Annotated in this window: 14 protein-coding genes and 1 riboswitch; of the genes, 8 read left to right on the top strand and 6 right to left on the bottom strand. The window is 73.9% G+C overall.

All coding sequences use genetic code 11. The features are described 5' to 3' along the window. Window positions 1-18 precede the first annotated feature (18 nt). Window positions 19-1,539: a class I adenylate-forming enzyme family protein gene (locus IEX42_RS00890; RefSeq protein WP_229660480.1), complete on the top strand. Its 1,521-nt coding sequence runs from the start codon at window positions 19-21 to the stop codon at window positions 1,537-1,539. Between the two features lie 45 nt (window positions 1,540-1,584). On the opposite strand, the gene IEX42_RS18030 is transcribed toward IEX42_RS00890, so the two are convergent. Then, window positions 1,585-2,232: an alpha/beta fold hydrolase gene (locus IEX42_RS18030; protein ID WP_229660479.1), complete on the bottom strand. Its 648-nt coding sequence runs from the start codon at window positions 2,230-2,232 to the stop codon at window positions 1,585-1,587. 54 nt (window positions 2,233-2,286) lie between these two features. Between IEX42_RS18030 and IEX42_RS00880 the strand changes: the two genes are divergently transcribed. Both IEX42_RS00880 and recO read left to right on the top strand, forming a co-directional pair. Further along, window positions 2,287-3,150, top strand: a complete 864-nt coding sequence (locus IEX42_RS00880) for an alpha/beta fold hydrolase (RefSeq protein WP_188777366.1) — start codon at window positions 2,287-2,289, stop codon at window positions 3,148-3,150. 35 nt (window positions 3,151-3,185) lie between these two features. Next, entirely contained in the window at window positions 3,186-3,917 is a 732-nt protein-coding gene (gene recO, locus IEX42_RS00875) for a DNA repair protein RecO (RefSeq protein WP_188777364.1), read from the top strand. A 119-nt stretch (window positions 3,918-4,036) separates the two neighbouring features. Here recO and IEX42_RS00870 read toward each other — a convergent pair whose 3' ends face one another. Together IEX42_RS00870 and leuA are read right to left on the bottom strand one after the other, a co-directional pair. Then, complete coding sequence (locus tag IEX42_RS00870; RefSeq protein WP_188777362.1) at window positions 4,037-4,975, bottom strand: type IV toxin-antitoxin system AbiEi family antitoxin; 939 nt, start codon at window positions 4,973-4,975, stop codon at window positions 4,037-4,039. Window positions 4,976-5,128: 153 nt separating this feature from the next. After that, a complete protein-coding gene (gene leuA / locus IEX42_RS00865; protein WP_229660478.1) occupies window positions 5,129-6,874 on the bottom strand; it encodes a 2-isopropylmalate synthase in 1,746 nt (581 codons plus the stop codon). 182 nt (window positions 6,875-7,056) lie between these two features. Here leuA and IEX42_RS00860 point away from each other — a divergent pair, with 182 nt between their 5' ends. From IEX42_RS00860 to IEX42_RS00850, 3 genes are read left to right on the top strand one after another with little or no spacing between them, the layout of a single operon-like run. After that, on the top strand, window positions 7,057-7,905 hold the full coding sequence (locus IEX42_RS00860) for a ferredoxin-like domain-containing protein (protein WP_188777360.1): 849 nt from the start codon (window positions 7,057-7,059) through the stop codon (window positions 7,903-7,905). After that, window positions 7,902-8,600 (top strand): precorrin-8X methylmutase, encoded by a 699-nt coding sequence (locus IEX42_RS00855; RefSeq protein WP_188777358.1) that lies wholly within the window; start codon window positions 7,902-7,904, stop codon window positions 8,598-8,600. Before IEX42_RS00860 ends, IEX42_RS00855 begins: the two co-directional genes overlap by 4 nt. Window positions 8,601-8,607: 7 nt before the next feature. Beyond that, complete coding sequence (locus IEX42_RS00850; protein WP_188777356.1) at window positions 8,608-10,185, top strand: precorrin-2 C(20)-methyltransferase; 1,578 nt, start codon at window positions 8,608-8,610, stop codon at window positions 10,183-10,185. Window positions 10,186-10,225: 40 nt separating this feature from the next. Here the strand turns inward: IEX42_RS00850 and cobM are convergent, their stop codons facing one another. Genes cobM through IEX42_RS00835 form a run of 3 tightly spaced genes read right to left on the bottom strand, consistent with a single transcriptional unit; the run spans window position 10,226 to window position 13,313 of the window. Beyond that, window positions 10,226-10,972 carry a precorrin-4 C(11)-methyltransferase gene (gene cobM, locus IEX42_RS00845; RefSeq protein WP_229660477.1) on the bottom strand — a complete coding sequence of 249 codons (747 nt, stop codon included), beginning with the start codon at window positions 10,970-10,972 and terminating at the stop codon, window positions 10,226-10,228. Further along, window positions 10,969-12,162, bottom strand: a complete 1,194-nt coding sequence (cbiE, locus tag IEX42_RS00840; RefSeq protein WP_188777352.1) for a precorrin-6y C5,15-methyltransferase (decarboxylating) subunit CbiE — start codon at window positions 12,160-12,162, stop codon at window positions 10,969-10,971. The genes cobM and cbiE overlap by 4 nt, the downstream gene beginning before the upstream one ends. After that, window positions 12,159-13,313: an MFS transporter gene (locus IEX42_RS00835; protein WP_188777350.1), complete on the bottom strand. Its 1,155-nt coding sequence runs from the start codon at window positions 13,311-13,313 to the stop codon at window positions 12,159-12,161. The genes cbiE and IEX42_RS00835 overlap by 4 nt, the downstream gene beginning before the upstream one ends. A 90-nt stretch (window positions 13,314-13,403) precedes the next feature. Continuing rightward, a riboswitch (cobalamin riboswitch) is annotated at window positions 13,404-13,565 on the top strand. Window positions 13,566-13,589: 24 nt separating this feature from the next. Here IEX42_RS00835 and IEX42_RS00830 point away from each other — a divergent pair. Together IEX42_RS00830 and cobO are read left to right on the top strand one after the other, a co-directional pair. Further along, entirely contained in the window at window positions 13,590-15,683 is a 2,094-nt protein-coding gene (locus tag IEX42_RS00830; RefSeq protein WP_188777348.1) for a VWA domain-containing protein, read from the top strand. Continuing rightward, window positions 15,683-16,297: a cob(I)yrinic acid a,c-diamide adenosyltransferase gene (cobO, locus tag IEX42_RS00825; RefSeq protein WP_188777347.1), complete on the top strand. Its 615-nt coding sequence runs from the start codon at window positions 15,683-15,685 to the stop codon at window positions 16,295-16,297. The genes IEX42_RS00830 and cobO overlap by 1 nt, the downstream gene beginning before the upstream one ends. The last annotated feature ends 53 nt before the right edge of the window (window positions 16,298-16,350 follow it).

The raw sequence follows: 16,350 nt of genomic DNA, 5'->3' as shown, positions 1-16,350 counted from the left end.
CGGTCGTACGTTGTGCTCGTGCTCACACAACCTCGGGGATCCTCGCTCGGCCGGCTCGCAGAAGTCTCGGAGGAGCGCTTCGGCGCCGACTCCACGCTTCTGTTCGAGGGCAGGGAGCTGACGACCGCCCAGCTCGGCGAGCGGGGGCGTCGCTTCGCCGCCGGGCTGGCCTCGCTCGGGGTCGGTCCCGGCGACCGGGTGGCTCTGTGCATGGCCAACTGTCCCGAGGTGCTCGAGACCTACCGCGCGATCTGGCGGCTCGGTGCGGTGATGACGCCGCTGATGTTCCTGCTCAGCGCCGACGAGATCCGCCACGCCGTGTCCGACTCCGGCGCGAAGGTGCTCGTCACCACCCCCGACCAGCTGGACAAGGTCGCGATCGCGACCGACGGGCTGGACGTGCGCCTGGTCGTCGTCGGGGACGTCGACCGGCCCGGCGTGACGTCGTACGCCGACCTCGCGTCGGGCGAGGAGGCCCCGCTCGCCGACGTCGACGCGGCCGACATGGCGGCCCTGCTCTACACCGGTGGCACCACGGGGCGGTCCAAGGGCGTGGTGCTCAGCCACGACGCGCTCTCCTCGGCGGCGTGGAACACCGTCAACACCGGGCTGACCTCCGGGCTGACGGTCTCGCTGCTCCCCCTGCCGATGGCGCACGTGTTCGGGATGATGGTCTCGGCGAGCGCCCTGCACGCCGTGCAGCCGCAGCGCACGGTGCTGATGCGCTGGTTCGACGCCGCGGAGTGGGTGCGGCTGGCCGAGGCCGAGAAGGTGCAGAGCGGCGCCGTCGTCCCCACGATGCTGAGGCTGCTGCTGTCCCAGCCGCTGGAGGAGCACGACCTCTCCCCGCTGCGGCGGCTCGGCTCGGGCTCGGCGCCGCTGCCGCCCGAGGTGCGCGAGGAGTGGGCGCGACGGGTGCCGCACGTCGAGGTCGTCGAGGGGTACGGCGCGTCCGAGACCGCGGCGATGGCCACCACGACGTACCCCGGACGGGTGCGCCCGGGCAGCGTCGGCGAGGCCTCGTCCGAGGTCGAGATCCGCATCGAGCGGCTGGACGGGTCCGGCGAGGCCGGTCCCGACGAGGACGGTGAGGTGCTCGTACGCCACCCCGGGCTGATGACCGGCTACTGGCAGGACCCGGAGGCGACCGCCGCCGCGATGACCGACGGGTTCTTCCGCACCGGCGACGTCGGCCACCTCGACGCCGACGGCTTCCTCTTCCTCGTCGACCGGCTCAAGGACGTGGTCATCCGCAGCGGCTTCAACGTCTACCCGAGCGACGTCGAGGAAGCCCTCGAGAAGCACCCCGCCGTCGCGGTGGCCGCGGTCGTAGGGCGGCCCGACGAGGCGCACGGCGAGGAGGTGGTCGCCTTCGTGCAGCCGCGGCCCGACGCGACGGTGACCCCCGAGGAGCTGATCGCCTTCGGGCGCGAGCACCTGTCACGGGCGAAGTACCCCCGCGAGGTGCACCTCGTCGACGCCGTGCCCCTGACCAGCATCGGCAAGCTGGACCGCAAGGCGCTGCGCGCGCGCTTGTGACCTGGGTCGACGGCTCGGTCAGCCGACCGCTCGGTCGAGCCGGGTTCAGCCGACCCGGTCGGCGATGCGGTCGAGCAGCGCCCGCTGCGCACGCGGCCCCTGGGCGGAGTCGAAGATGTTCTGCGCGTGAGCGGACCCGGGCAGCAGGATCACCTCGTTGTCGTCGCCCGGAGCGCTCCGCGCCAGCTCGGTGGAGACGTCGGCCACCGGCTCCTCCTCGCTGGCGATGAAGAGCTTGGGCTGCCTGCCCAGACCGTCGACCGCACTGTTGGGCGAGAGCAGGACGAGCTGGTCCGCCAGCTCCGGCTGCTCGGCGCTGAGCTGCAGGATCGCGTCGGAGCCCGCGCTGCCGCCGACCAGTGCCACCCGCTCGTGCCCCTCCGACTTCAGCGTCGAGACCGCCTCGGCGATCGACTCGGGAGCGATGTCCTGGACCGCGATCACGCTCGCCCCGAGATCGGCGATCCGCGTGGCCTGCTGGGACCAGCTCGCGGCGTCGAAGGCCGCGCCGTGGGCGAGGACGACGCCGTACTCGCCCTCACCCCAGCGCACATCGCCGTTCTCGCCAGGCCTTCCCTCCGACTCGGCGCTGCTCCTGCCGCGCTGCGCAGATTCCTCGGCCGCGCTGCCGCAGCCCGTGAGGAGTGCAGCCGCGACGAGACCCAGGAGTGCGAGGACACGGAGTCGAAGCATGCGTTCGAGCGTACGGGCCTCCTGGAGGCGCTCGCGGGTCGATATCCTGGCTCCATGAGCCTGGTCTCCGAGCGGGTCGGTCAGGTCTTCGTCGACGGCTGGCGCCTGGAGCTCACCGAGTACGGCGCCGGCGACCGCTGGGTGGTGCTGCTGCACGGTCAGCTGATGCCGCGACGGATGCACGAGCCTCTGGCTCGCGCGCTCGCGGCCGCGGGGAACCACGTGGTCACCCTCGACCTGCTCGGGCACGGCCGGTCGGACCGGCCCGACGACCCGCTGCTCTACTCGATGACCGCCTTCGCCGAGCAGGTCGTCCACGTCCTCGACGAGCTCGGCGCCGAGCAGGCCGTGGTCGGCGGGACCTCGCTCGGGGCCAACGTCGCGCTCGAGGTGGCGGCGCTCGCCCCCTCCCGGGTGCGCGCGCTGCTGGTCGAGATGCCGGTCCTCGACAACGCGCTGGACGCCTGCCTGGTCGCCTTCAGCCCCTTGATGTTCGCCGCCAGGTACGCCCCCGTCTCGGTCCACCTGGTCCGTCGGGCGATCGCTCTGGTCCCGCGCCGGGTGGTGCCGTTCTGGGGCGGCATCGTGCTCGACACGCTCAGCCAGCAGCCGGGCCCGATGGCGGCCACGATGCACGGGCTGCTGTTCGGCCGGATCGCGCCGCCCGCACACGTGCGGGAGTCGCTGGACATGCCCGCCCTGGTCGTCGGGCACCCGCACGACCCGATCCACCCCGCCGCCGACGCCGCCATGCTGGCCGAGGAGCTCCCGGACTCCCGCTTCGTCGCCTCGCGGAGCATCCTCGAGTGGCGCTTCTCCCCCGAGCGGCTGAACGCGGTCGCGGCCGACTTCTGCGCCGAGGTGTGGCGCACCAGCACGAACGGGGCGAGCGGGGCACGGCGCCTCAGCGCGGGCTGAGCGCGGGCCTGCACCCCCTGGGGGACACTGGTCACGTGCCCCTCTACCGCGACGAGGCGATCGTGCTGCGCACGCACAAGCTCGCCGAGGCCGACCGGATCATCACGCTGCTCACGCGGCGCCACGGTGTGGTCCGTGCGGTCGGGCGCGGGGTACGTCGTACGTCCTCGAAGTTCGGCTCGCGCCTCGAGCCGTTCACCCACGTCGACCTGCAGCTCGCCGAGGGCCGCAAGGGACTGGACACCATCACGCAGGCGGTGACGCTGGAGCCGTACGGTGCTCGGATCACCGCCGACTACGACTGCTACACCAACGCCTCGGTGATGCTCGAGACCGCCGAGCGGCTGGTCGCCGAGGAGCGCGAGCCGTCGGTGCAGCAGTACCTCCTCCTCGTCGGCGCGCTGCGCGCCATGACCGACGGCACGCGCGGGTCCGGCGACGTGCGCGACTCGTTCCTCCTGCGCTCCCTCGCGGTGGCCGGCTACGCGCCGTCCTTCACCGCCTGCGCCCGCTGCGGTGTCGTCGGCGTGCACCGGGCCTTCCACCCCGCCCACGGCGGGATGCTCTGCGCCGACTGCAAGATCCCCGGCTCCGCCTCCCCCGCCGACGACACCGTCGTCCACCTCGGCGCGCTGCTGGCCGGCGAGTGGGACGTCGTCGCCGGCGCCGACGACCGCACCCGCCGAGAGGCCGCGACCCTGGTCTCGGCGTACCTCTCCTGGCACCTGGAGCGCGCGCTGCGCTCGATGCCCCTGGTCCCCCGCTGAGCCCCGAGACGTCCCGTGTTCGCGACGCCTGACGGAGAGCAGGCCCCGAGACGGCCCGTGTTCGCGACGCCTCGCGGAGAGCAGGTCCCGAGACGGCGCGTGTTCGCGACGCCTCGGCGTCAGGCAGCGCCCCTCAGGCCGATCCATGCCCGGCGCAGCATCAGCTCCGCGTCTCGACGTTGACCGAAGACCTGGGATCGTCGGAACACGAGCACCGTCCACCCCATCCGTCGCAGCCACTCCCGGCGCCAGCGGTCGTACGTCTCCCGATCCGCACCGTGCCACGCCTCGCCGTCGTACTCTGCGGCGAACCGGCTCCTCTCGTCGGCGAGGTCGAGCCTGAACGGCTCGCCGTTCGGCCCGGGGACCACCACCTGGAGCTGGGGCCGCGGCAACGGCGGGCACGCGTCGAGCCAGTGCAGCCGGAGCGCGGACTCGCCGGGCGACTCCGCTCGCGGGTCGGCCAGCGGCGCGAGAGTCCGCAGCTGTCGTACGCCGCGACGAGTCCGGAAGCGCTCGACACCCGCCACGAGGTCCTGGTGAGGGACACCGAGACCGAGCATCTGGTCCATCCCCGCGAACGCCTGCGACCGCGGCAGCAGCCGACCGAGGTCGAGCGCGGTACGCAGCGGCGTCGTCACCAGCAGGCCGTCCAGCTCGACGACGTCGCTGTCGGGCATCATCCGCTGACCGCTGCGCGTCACGTCGTTGCGAAGCCTGCCGCCACGCGAGCGGTGGAAGACCGAGATGGGCGGCACGGCCAGGTGGGCGCCCGGCTCGAGAGCCATGTCGGCACCGTGCAGCCACGCAGCCGTACGGTCGGTGACGACGACGCCGGCCGGGATGACCAGCTTGAGCGCGGCGAGCCGGGTCTGGAGAGAGTCGTCGGCCCGACTATCCACGTACACGCCGCGCAGCAGGCGACGCAGCTCTGCTTGTCGACACAGTGCCGTGAGCTGCTGCGGGCCGAGGTCCAGGCGCACGGCGTCGGCCGCGGTGAACGGCTGCGTTCCGTACATCGCCCGCAGGGTCAGCAACGACTCGGCTCGGCTCTCCACAGCCGACAGCATGCTGCGGGTGACGGCTCGCTCCGCGGTTGTCCACAGCCCCGTCTCCCGCGAGGCGTCGCGTAGACGGGACGCCTCGCGGGAGACGGGGCGCGAGGCGTCGCGTACACGCGACGCCTCGCGCAGGAAGCGACGCCTCGCGGGTCAGGAGGCGCGGTTCACGGCGGAGATCACGGCCTGGAGCGAGGCGGTGACGATGTTCTCGTGGACGCCGACGCCCCACAGGACGTCCTCGGTGCCGTGCGAGGTGGGCACCACGAGCTCGACGTACGCCGCGGCGTACGCGTCGCCGCCGGCCGACAGCGCGTGCTCGGCGTAGTCGAGGAGGCGCACGTCGAACCGGGAGCCGTCCACCTCCGCCAGACCGTTGAGCAGCGCGTTGATCGGGCCGTTCCCGGAGGACTCGATCCGCTGTGCGGTGCCGTCGATGGTCACCGTCGCGTCGAGGTAGTCACGGCCGTCGCGAGTGCCCGAGGAGTGGACCTCGTCGAGCTTCAGTGGCGCCTCGCGGTCGAGGTACTCGGCCCGGAACGCGCTCCAGATGTCGGCCGAGGAAATCTCGCCGCCCTCGCCGTCGGTGTGCTTCTGCACCGCACCGGAGAACTCGATCTGCAGCCGACGCGGCAGGTCGAGCTTGTGCTCGGACTTGATGACGTACGCGACGCCGCCCTTGCCGGACTGGCTGTTCACCCGGATGACGGCCTCGTAGCTGCGCCCGACGTCCTTCGGGTCGATCGGGAGGTACGGAGCCTCCCACGGGTGCTCCTCGACCGGGTGCCCGGCCGCGGCGGCGTCCGCCTCGAGGGCCTCCAGCCCCTTCTTGATCGCGTCCTGGTGCGAGCCGGAGAACGCGGTGTAGACGAGGTCGCCCGCATACGGGTGGCGCGGGTGGACGGGCAGCTGCGTGCAGTACTCGACCGTCCGCCGGATCTCGTCGATGTCGCTGAAGTCGATCATCGGCTCGACGCCCTGGCTGAACAGGTTCATCCCGAGGGTGACCAGGTCGACGTTGCCGGTGCGTTCGCCGTGGCCGAAGAGGCAGCCCTCGACCCGGTCCGCGCCAGCCATCATCGCCAGCTCGGTGGCCGCGACACCGGTGCCGCGGTCGTTGTGCGGGTGCAGGCTGATCACGGTGTTCTCGCGCCGGGTCAGCTGCCGGCCGAACCACTCGATCTGGTCGGCGTACACGTTGGGCGTCGCGACCTCGACCGTCGCCGGCAGGTTGAGGATGATCTCCCGGCCGTCCTCGGGCTGCCAGACGTCGGAGACGGCCTCGCAGACCTCGACGGAGTACGGCAGCTCGGTCGAGGTGAAGATCTCCGGGGAGTACTCGTAGCCGATGACGGTCTTGTCCAGCCAGTTCTCGCTGTGCTTCATCACCAGCTCGGTGCCGCGGACGGCGATGTCCTTGATCTCGTCCTTGCCGGTGTGGAAGACGACACGGCGGAACAGCGGCGCGAGCGCGTTGTACATGTGGATGTTGGCGTGGTGGATGCCGACCAGCGACTGCACGGTCCGCTCGATCAGGTCCTCGCGCGCCTGGGTCAGCACCGAGATCGTGACGTCCTCGGGAACGTGGTCGCCCTCGACGAGCTGTCGTACGAACGAGAAGTCGGTCTCCGACGCGGACGGGAACCCGACCTCGATCTCCTTGTAGCCCATCTGCACCAGCAGCTCGAACATCCGCATCTTGCGGGCCGGGCTCATCGGGTCGATCAGGGCCTGGTTGCCGTCGCGCAGGTCGGTGGACAGCCACCGCGGGGCCTGGGTGATCGTCGCCGACGGCCAGGTTCGGTCGGGGAGGTCGATCGGCGGGAACGGCGTGTAGCGGTGCGTCGGCATGCCGCCGGGACGCTGGGTGTTGACGTGGCGCTCGTGCTGCAGGGTCATGGCTCGATCCTCACTGGGTCCTTCGCGAGAGTGTGTCCGGAGGCGTCACGAACTCCGCAGCGAGGAGGTCCGGCTTCCGCGCCCTTCCGGGCGGGCTAGGCCTCGCTGCGGCAGCGAAGGAGGAGGCTCAGGTGTCGCATGACGTTGCCACGATAGCGCAGCCGGTCGGTAGCGTTCGGGGGGTGCCTGCCGCCTCCGCCCACCCACGGGACCGCCGCGACGCCTGCCCGGGGATCCTGCGGCCGTGGCCCGCGGAGGACGGCGCGCTCGTACGGGTCCGGCTGGTCGGCGGGCGGATCACGGCCGGCCAGCTGGCAGGGCTCTCGGCCGTGGCGCGCGAGCACGGCGACGGTGACCTGCACCTGACCTCCCGGGCCAACCTGCAGCTGCGCGGCCTGCCCGCCGGCCCCGAGGGCACCGACCCCGCGGTCGTCGAGGCCATCGAGGCCCTGGGGCTGCTTCCCTCGCGTGCGCACGACCAGGTCCGCAACCTCCTGGTCTCCCCTGGGACCGCCTCCGGCCGGGTCGACCCGTGGCCACTCGCCCAGGAGACCGAGCGGCTGCTGCTCGCCGACCCTCGGACGGCGCGCCTGCCCGGGAAGTTCCTGCTCGCGGTCGACGACGGGTCCGGCGACCTGCTCGACCAGGACACCGACCTGCTCCTGGTCCCGCTCGACGAGCACTCGGCCCAGACCCGCGTGGGTGACGACTGGGGCGAGTCGGTCTCGCTGGCCAACGGCCCCCGGCTGCTGGTGCACCTGGCGACCGAGTTCCTGCGGCTGCGGGGTGACGGCCCGAGCGCCGCGTGGCACGTGGTCGAGCTGTCGTCGGCGCAGCGCGACGCGCTGATGCCGACGTACGACGCGGACGAGCGGGTGCCCGCAGCGCCCGCCCCGCCGTCGTACGACGAGCGGCACCGGCGGGTCCCCGACGGACGGCTGACCCCCGACGCCGTCGACGGGCTCGTGGCCGGCCTGCCCGGCGACCCGCTGCTCGTCGTGACCCCGTGGCGCGGCATCCTGCTCCCGTGAGTCTCGACAAGCTCGACCAGCGCGAGGGCGGAAGCGGCCCCCGGCCTCCGGCGCGGCACTACGAGTACGTCCGCAGCGGCCCCTCGATCTACGTCGACTCCTTCGCCACGATCCGGCGCGAGACCGACCTCTCCCGGGTGCCGGAGTCGGCCGAGCGGCTGGCGGTACGGATGATCCACGGCACCGGGCAGACCGATCTCGTCGACGACCTCGTCGTCCACCCGGAGCTGGTCCCCGCGGGGCGCGCGGCCCTGGAGTCGGGGGCACCGATCCTGTGCGACGCGCGGATGGTCGCCGTCGGCGTCACCTCGGGTCGCCTGCCGAGCGGGAACGAGGTGCACTGCTTCCTCGGCGCCGACGAGGTGCCGGACCTGGCCCGGGCCTGGGGCACGACGCGGACGGCAGCCGCGGTCTCGCTGTGGGCGCCGTACCTCGAGGGCGCGGTGGTCGCGATCGGCAACGCCCCGACCGCGCTGTTCCACCTGATGGAGATGCTGATCGAGGGCGCCCCGCGACCGGCGGCGATCATCGGCTGCCCGGTGGGCTTCATCGGTGCGGCGGAGTCCAAGGACGCGCTGACCAGGCTGGCGGCGGACCACGGCATCGACGTCCCGTACGTCACCGTGCGTGGGCGCCGCGGCGGCTCGGCGATCACCTCCTCGGCGCTCAACGCGCTGGCCCAGGACGCGGAGTGAGCGCGCTGTGACCGGCCGCTTCTTCGCCGTCGGCGTCGGCCCCGGCGACCCCGAGCTGGTCACCCGCAAGGCCGCCCGGCTGATCGGCGAGGCCGACGTGGTCGCGTACCACGCCGGCGTGCGCAAGGAGTCGCACGCGCGACGGATCGTGGCCGACCTGATCCCGGGAGGGACGCTCGAGGAGGAGCTGCGCTACCCGGTGACGACGGGCGTGGCCGACCACCCGGGCGGGTACGCCGGCGCGATGGCGGACTTCTACGAGGCCTCGGCCGAGCGGTTGCGCTCCCACCTGTCGGCCGGGCGGACGGTCGTCCTCCTCGCCGAGGGAGACCCGCTGTTCTACGGCTCGGCGATGTACATGCACGACCGGCTGTCCCCCGACTTCGCGACCGAGGTGGTGCCGGGCGTGCCCGGGTTCGTCGCCGCCACCGCGCTCACCGCGACGCCGCTCGTACGCCAGACCGACGTCCTCACCGTGCTGCCCGGCACCCTGCCGGAGCCCGAGCTCGCGCGGCGGCTGGCCGACACCGACGGCGCGATCATCATGAAGCTGGGCCGCACCTTCCCCGCCGTCCGCTCGGCCCTGGAGCAGGCGGGCCGGCTCGCGGACGCGGTGTACGTCGAGCGCGCCTCGATGCCCGGCGAGCAGTGGCGCCCGGTGGCCGAGGTCGACCCGGACGAGGTGCCGTACTTCTCCCTGATCGTGGTGCCCGGCGACAGCCGCGGAGCTCGCTACGACGCACGGAGGTCGAGCCCTTCGACGTACGGCTTCGCCAGCTCAGCCGAGCTCAGGACAGGCAGCGAGCGCAGCGAGGAGCGGTCGTCGAGGCCGGAGCCCGCCGAGCTGCTCGTCGTCGGGCTCGGTCCCGGTCCCGACGACTGGCTCACGCCGGAGGTCTCGGCGGCACTGGCGTCGGTGGAGCACGTGGTCGGCTACGCGCCGTACGTCGACCGCGTCCCCCAGCGTGCCGGGCTGCAGCGGCACGCCAGCGGCAACACCGTCGAGGTCGACCGCGCACGGTTCGCACTGGACCTGGCGCTGCGCGGCGAGCGGGTCGCGGTCGTGTCCGGCGGCGACGCGGGCGTGTTCGGGATGGCCTCGGCGGTGTACGAGGCGGCCGCGAGCGATCCGGCGTACGACGCGGTGGCCGTACGGGTGCTGCCCGGCGTCTCTGCGGTACAGGCCGTGGCCGCTCGCGCGGGCGCCCCGGTGGGGGCCGACTTCGCCGTCGTGTCGCTCTCGGACCGGCTCAAGCCGTGGGAGGTCGTGGAGCAGCGGCTGCGTGCCATCGCGGCGGTCGACCTGGTGCTCGCGGTCTACAACCCCGCGTCGCGCTCGCGCCGCGAACAGGTGGTGCGGATGCGTGAGGTCCTCCTCGAGCACCGCGGCCCCGAGACGGTCGTCGTCGTCGGGCGCGACGTGGGCCGTGCCGAGGAGTCGCTGGTCGTGACCACGCTCGCCGACCTCGACCCCACGAGCATCGACATGAAGTGCCTGCTCATCGTCGGCTCGACCGGCACGCGCGTGACGTCATCCGGCGCCGTGTGGACCGCCCGATTCGTCCCCGAGGCGGGTAGTCCCTGACGTTCTGGTGGTTCCGTGTCCCGATTTGTCCGCCGAAACGTCAGGGACTACGCAGGCGGGCGGGGTCGTAGAGGTGGGACTCGCCGGCGTCGCGCGGAGCCAGCGCCCGGCCCACGAGGATGACCGCCGCCTGCCGCAGGCCAGCGGCCTCGACGGCGGCGGCGATCGTGGCGACGGTGCCGCGCAGCACCAGCTCCTCGGGCTGGGAGGCGCGGTGGACGACGACGACCGGGCAGTCCTCGCCGTACGCCGGCGCGAGCTCGGCCATCACCTCGCGCACACGGGTGATCGCGAGGTGGATCGCCAGCGTCGCGCGGGTGGCCGCGAAGGCGGTCAGCGACTCGGTGTCGGGCATCGCGGTCGAGCGCGCCTGCACCCGGGTCAGCACGACCGACTGCGCCACCAGGGGGACGGTGAGCTCGGCGCCGACGAGCGCGGCCGAGGCGGCGTACGACGCCACGCCCGGCGTCACGTCCCATGGCACCCCGGCCGCGTCGAGCCGGGCGGTCTGCTCGTGCAGCGCGGAGTAGACGGACGGGTCACCAGAGGTGAGGCGTACGACGGCGAGCCCGTCACCGTGCGCCTCGACCACCACCGCGGTGATCTGGTCGAGGTCGAGACCCTGGGTGTCGACCAGCCGGGCACGCGGGCAGTGCGAGAGCACGTCGGCGTCGAGGTACGTGCCGGGGTAGAGCACGACGTCGGCCTCGCCCAGCAGCGCCGCGGCCCGCAGCGTCAGCAGGTCGGCGGCGCCCGGCCCCGCACCGACGAAGTGGACGGCGCTCACCGGACGACCGCCCACTGGGTGACCGCGCGCCCCGGGGTCCAGCCGGTGAAGGACCCGATCGGCTCGGCGTGCTCGACGTGCAGGCGGGTGAGCTCGCCGCCGTACGACGCGTAGGCCTCCGCCAGCAGCCGCTCGGTCTCCACCGTCACCCCGTGCACCACCAGCCGCCCACCGGGCCGCAGCGCACCGAGCACGCTGTCGAGCACGCCCGGCCGGGTCGCTCCCCCGCCCACGAAGACGGCGTCCGGCGCGTCGAGCCCCACCAGCGCGCCGGGAGCGCCGCCGTGCACGACGCTCAGCCCGGGTACGCCCAGCCGTGCCGCGTTGCGGCCGATCCGCGCGGCGCGCTCGGCGTCCGCTTCGACGGCGACCGCGCGGCAGGTCGGGTGCGCTCGCATCCACTCGATCCCGACCGAGCCGGCACCGGCACCGACGTCCCAGAGCAGCTGGCCGGGGGCCGGCGCAAGGCGGGACAGCGCGGACGCGCGCAGGTCGCGCTTGGTCAGCTGCCCGTCGTGCTCGTACGAGTCGTCCGGGAGCCCGGGGGCCCACGACGTCGCCGGTCCGGTCGGGCGTACGACCTCGACCGCCAGCACCGCGAGCCGCGGGGAGTCGCCGCCCCAGGTGGCGGCGAGCCCGTCGCTCCGCGACTCCTCCGCGGCACCGAGGTCGCCGAGCACGGTCATCCTGCTCTCGCCCGCACCCGCCTCGACGAGCAGCGCGGCCACTGTCGCGGGCGTCGTCTCGTCCGCGCACAGCACCAGCACCCGACGCCCTGGTGCGAGCTCACGCAGCAGCGCCGACGCGTCGCGACCGACGAGGGAGACGACCGCACAGGACTCCGCCGCCCAGCCCATCCGGGCCCGGGCCAGCGCGACGGAGGACACGGCCGGCTCGACGACGACCTGGTCGGCACCGAGCAAGTCCACCAGGGTGGTACCGATCCCGGAGACCATCGGGTCGCCGGACGCCAGGACCACGACGCGGCGGCTGCCGAAGGAGTCCAGGAGCGCGGGGAGCGCGTCGCGCAGCGGGCTGGGCCACGGCGTCCGCTCCTGCCCGGGGACCTCGGGGACCAGCGACAGGTGCCGCGACCCGCCGAGGAGCACCTCGGCCTCGCGGACCAGGGTGCGCAGGCGCTCGGACAGGACGGTCCACCCGTCCGCGCCGATCCCGACGACGTGGATCATGCGAGCCGTCCCGGGTGACCTCGACGCAGCTGGCCCACGCGGAGCACCGCGACAGCCGCGGCGATCGCGGCCAGCACCACGAACGGCGCCACGTCACCGGTCGTCGGCTGGACGGCGGTGAGCAGCAGCGGCAGCCCGAAGCCGAGGTAGGTGAGCACGTAGAAGACCCCTGTCAGCGTCCCCCGCTTCGCCGGCGGAGCGAGGGTCTCGACGTCGAGGAGGCCCTCGCGCAGGCACAGGCCGTACGCCGAGCCCAGCAGCAGGCAGCAGCCCACGAACAGCGGCAGCCCGATCGTCGACCCGCCGGCCGCGGCCAGCACCCAGCCCAGGGCGGCGCAGCCGGCCCCGAGCACACCGGTCCGGGCCCCGCCCGCCACGCGCCGCGCGAGCGCCTGAACGGCGATGCCGGTGAACAGCGTCAGCGCGGCCGCGACACCGACCAGCACGGGGCCGTCGTACTCCTCGGGCAGGCGGGCGGGCAGCGGCACCAGCGTGGTGGTCGCGGAGGCGAAGACGAGGATGCCGACGGGCCCGGACCACGCCAGCGCCGTGCGCGCGTCGTGGTGCGGCAGCGGTGCCGGGCGGGTGGACGGGTCGGTCCGAGGAGTGGCGGGCACGGCCACGAGCACCGCAGCGGCGACGGCGACGAGGGAGACCACCAGCGAGAGGACGTACGGCGTCGTCAGCGGCGCGGGTGCCGACTCGGCGAGCACCCCGCTGACGACCGGACCGATCCCGAAGCCGCTGGTGAGGAAGACCCCGGCGAGCACGGTCCCGCGGGTCGCGCCCAGGTCGGCGGCCCAGGCGGTGCCGGCGCCGAAGGTCAGGCCGGCCCCCTGGCCGACGACGAGGCGGCCGAGGAGCACGCCGAGCTCGACGTGGTCGACCATCAGCAGCACGGTGCCCAGCGCGGCGATCGTCGCGCCGGGGAGCACCACGGCGGGACGTCCGAACCGGTCGGAGAGCGCGCCGCCGCCGAAGAGACCGGGCAGCAGACCGAGGGCGTACAGCCCGAACGCCCCGTCGAGCAGCGCGGTCGACAGGTCCTCGCGCACGCCGTAGACGGGGATGAGCGCCGAGAAGTGGTTGGCCGCCCACCCGGTCGCGAGCAGGAGCGCCAGCACCGTGGCCAGCCCGGCACCCGAGGTCACGCTCCTGCTCCGCCCGAGACTCGCCACGGCCCCATCATCGCCGGGCAGGCCGGTGCCGGGCGACCCGGGTGCCGCCCGCCGGGAGCGAGTAGCGTGTGCCCGGCGCGAGGTGCCCCGCCGGTCCGCCGGTCGGGGAGAATCTGGGAAGCCGGTGAGACTCCGGCACAGGCCCGCTGCGGTGACGTCGCCCTTGTCCTGGCACGGGACGCGGGACGACGAAGTCCGAAGACCGGCCCCGCGCGCGACCCCTGACCTGGCAACGAGCGGGAGCCTCACATGCCGCAGTACCCCTTCAGCGCCGTCGTCGGCGCCGACCCCACGGACCCCGACGGCCTCGGCGACATGGCGCTCGCGCTGGTCCTCACCACGATCTCCCCCGAGGTGGGTGGAGTGCTCGTGCGTGGCGAGAAGGGCACGGCGAAGTCCACGATCGTCCGTGCCCTGGCCGCGGTGCTGCCGCCGATCGAGGTGGTCGACGGCGACCGGTTCTCCTCCCGTCCCGGCGAGTCGTCGCCGGACGGCACCTGGGCCGTCGACGCACCGACCTCGGTCCGGCCGGTCCGGCTGGTCGAGCTGCCCGTCGGTGCCACCGAGGACCGCGTGCTCGGCTCACTGCACCTGGAGCGTGCGCTGTCGCAGGGCAAGGCGGAGTACGAGCCCGGCCTGCTGGCCCGCGCCCACCGCGGCCTGCTGTACGTCGACGAGGTCAACCTGCTCCACGACCACCTCGTCGACCTGCTGCTCGACGCGGCCGCGATGGGCCGCTCGACCGTCGAGCGCGACGGCGTCTCCGTCGAGCACGCCGCGCGCTTCGTGCTGGTCGGCACGATGAACCCCGAGGAGGGCGAGCTGCGCCCGCAGCTCCTGGACCGGTTCGGGCTGACCGTCGAGGTCGCCGCGCCGCGCGACCCGGAGGTGCGGGTCGACGTGGTGCGCCGGCGGATGGCGTACGACGCCGACCCCGACGGGTTCGCGGCCGCGTACGCCGACGCCGAGCAGGCGCTGCGCGAGCGGGTCGCGGACGCGCAGGCCCGGGTCGGCACGGTCGAGCTGGGTGACCGTGCGCTGAGCGACATCGCGCGCGTGTGCGCGGCGTTCGAGGTCGACGGGATGCGGGCGGACATCGTCACCGCGCGGGCGGCGATCGCGCACGCGGCGTGGCACGGACGCACCCGGGTGACGCGCGCCGACGTCCGCGCCGCCGCCCTGCTGGCGCTCCCCCACCGCCGTCGGCGCAACCCCTTCGACGCGCCCGGGCTGGACGAGGACCTGCTCGACCAGGTGCTCGGCGACGACGAGCCGGAGCCGCCGGAGCCCGAGCCGGAGTCGGTGGATGAGACGGAGGCGTCGCCCGACGAGGGCGACGACCCGACGGAGACGGCGCCCGAGCCTCCGGACTCCTCGCGCGACCCGGGCGGGACCGACGACAGCGGCACCCGAGACACCGGTGAGTCGTCGCGTCCTGGGCAGGACGACGCGGCGAGTCCGCCGCAATCCGAGGGACGCGACGCCTCGCCCGGGGACGACGCCGAGGACGCGACTCCTCAGGCGGTGGCGGGCATGGGGCAGGCGTACCGCACCCGGCTGTTCACGGTCCGCGGGACCGGCGCCGGCGAGGCGGGGCGGCGCAGCCGGGCCGTCACCGAGACGGGGCGTCGTACGGGCGCGGAGCCCGGCGCGCACGGGTCGATCCACCTGGCCGAGACCATCCGGGCCGCGGCGCCGCACCAGGCCGAGCGGGGTCGCGGCACCGGGCCGGGGGCCGGGCCGCTGCGGTTCGCGCCCGCCGACCTGCGGGTCGCCACCCGCGAGGGCCAGGAGTCCAACCTGGTGCTGTTCTGCGTGGACGCCTCGGGCTCGATGGCCGCCAAGCGGCGGATGGAGCAGGTGAAGACGGCGATCCTCAGCCTGCTGCTCGACGCGTACCAGCGGCGCGACAAGGTCGGGCTGATCACCTTCCGCGGGAGCACGGCCGAGCTGGTGCTGCCGCCGACCCGCTCAGTGGACGTCGCGGCGACGCGCCTGGGCGACCTGGCCACCGGGGGTCGTACTCCGCTGGACGAGGGGCTGCTGGAGGCGCGCCGGGTGCTGGCCGTGGAGCGGGTACGCGAGCCGCGGCGCCGGCCGCTGCTGGTGCTCGTCACCGACGGGCGGGCGACGAACGACAAGGGCGCCGTCGCACGCTCGCGCCGGGCGGCGGAGCTGCTGGCCGGCGACGACGTCGCCTCGCTGGTCATCGACTGCGAGACCGGTCCGATGCGGATGGGGCTCGCCCACGCGCTCAGCGCGGCGCTGCGCGGCGAGCACGTCCCCGTCGCGGAGGTGAGCGCGGCGGCGCTCACCGATGCCGTGCAGGAGAGGGTGGCCTGATGCCGAAAGGCAAGCCGCTGGTCGTCCCCGACGACGGGCTGACGACCGCGCAGCGGCGCAGCCTGCCGCTGCTGATGGTGCACACCGGTGACGGCAAGGGGAAGTCCACCGCTGCGTTCGGACTGGCCGTGCGGGCCTGGAACCAGGGCTGGGACGTCGGCGTCTTCCAGTTCGTGAAGTCCGCGAAGTGGCGGATCGGCGAGCAGAGCGTGCTCGAGCGCCTCGGCGAGCTGCACGACGAGACCGGCGAGGGCGGTCCCGTCGAGTGGCACAAGATGGGCGCGGGCTGGTCGTGGAGCCGCAAGGAGGGCACCGACGCCGACCACGCCGTCAAGGCCGCCGAGGGCTGGGCGGAGGTGAAGCGCCGCATCGCCGAGGAGCGGCACGACCTCTACGTGCTCGACGAGTTCACCTACCCCATGGAGTGGGGCTGGGTCGACGTCGACGACGTGGTCTCGACGCTGCGGGACCGCCCGGGTCGGCAGTACGTCGTCGTCACCGGCCGCCGTGCCCACCCGGCGCTGGTCGAGGCGGCCGACCTGGTCACCGAGATGACGAAGGTCAAGCACCAGATGGACCGCGGCCAGAAGGGCCAGCGGGGCATCGAGTGGTGAGGGACCTGGCCCGGTCCCCGGGTCTCGACAGGCTCGACCTCCGTGGTCCGGGG

Origin of the sequence: Marmoricola endophyticus, assembly GCF_014644415.1 — a bacterium.
GTDB classification, from domain to species: Bacteria; Actinomycetota; Actinomycetes; order Propionibacteriales; family Nocardioidaceae; genus Marmoricola; species Marmoricola endophyticus.
This window is presented reverse-complemented; position numbering and strand designations above follow the sequence as displayed.

Excerpts from the sequence above, each read along its gene's own strand:
- IEX42_RS18030 (WP_229660479.1), bottom strand. The coding sequence starts at position 2,232 with ATGCTTCGACTCCGTGTCCTCGCACTCCTGGGTCTCGTCGCGGCTGCA.
- IEX42_RS00880 (WP_188777366.1), top strand. The coding sequence starts at position 2,287 with ATGAGCCTGGTCTCCGAGCGGGTCGGTCAGGTCTTCGTCGACGGCTGG.
- leuA (WP_229660478.1), bottom strand. The coding sequence starts at position 6,874 with ATGACCCTGCAGCACGAGCGCCACGTCAACACCCAGCGTCCCGGCGGC.
- cbiE (WP_188777352.1), bottom strand. The coding sequence starts at position 12,162 with ATGATCCACGTCGTCGGGATCGGCGCGGACGGGTGGACCGTCCTGTCC.
- IEX42_RS00830 (WP_188777348.1), top strand. The coding sequence starts at position 13,590 with ATGCCGCAGTACCCCTTCAGCGCCGTCGTCGGCGCCGACCCCACGGAC.
- cobO (WP_188777347.1), top strand. The coding sequence starts at position 15,683 with ATGCCGAAAGGCAAGCCGCTGGTCGTCCCCGACGACGGGCTGACGACC.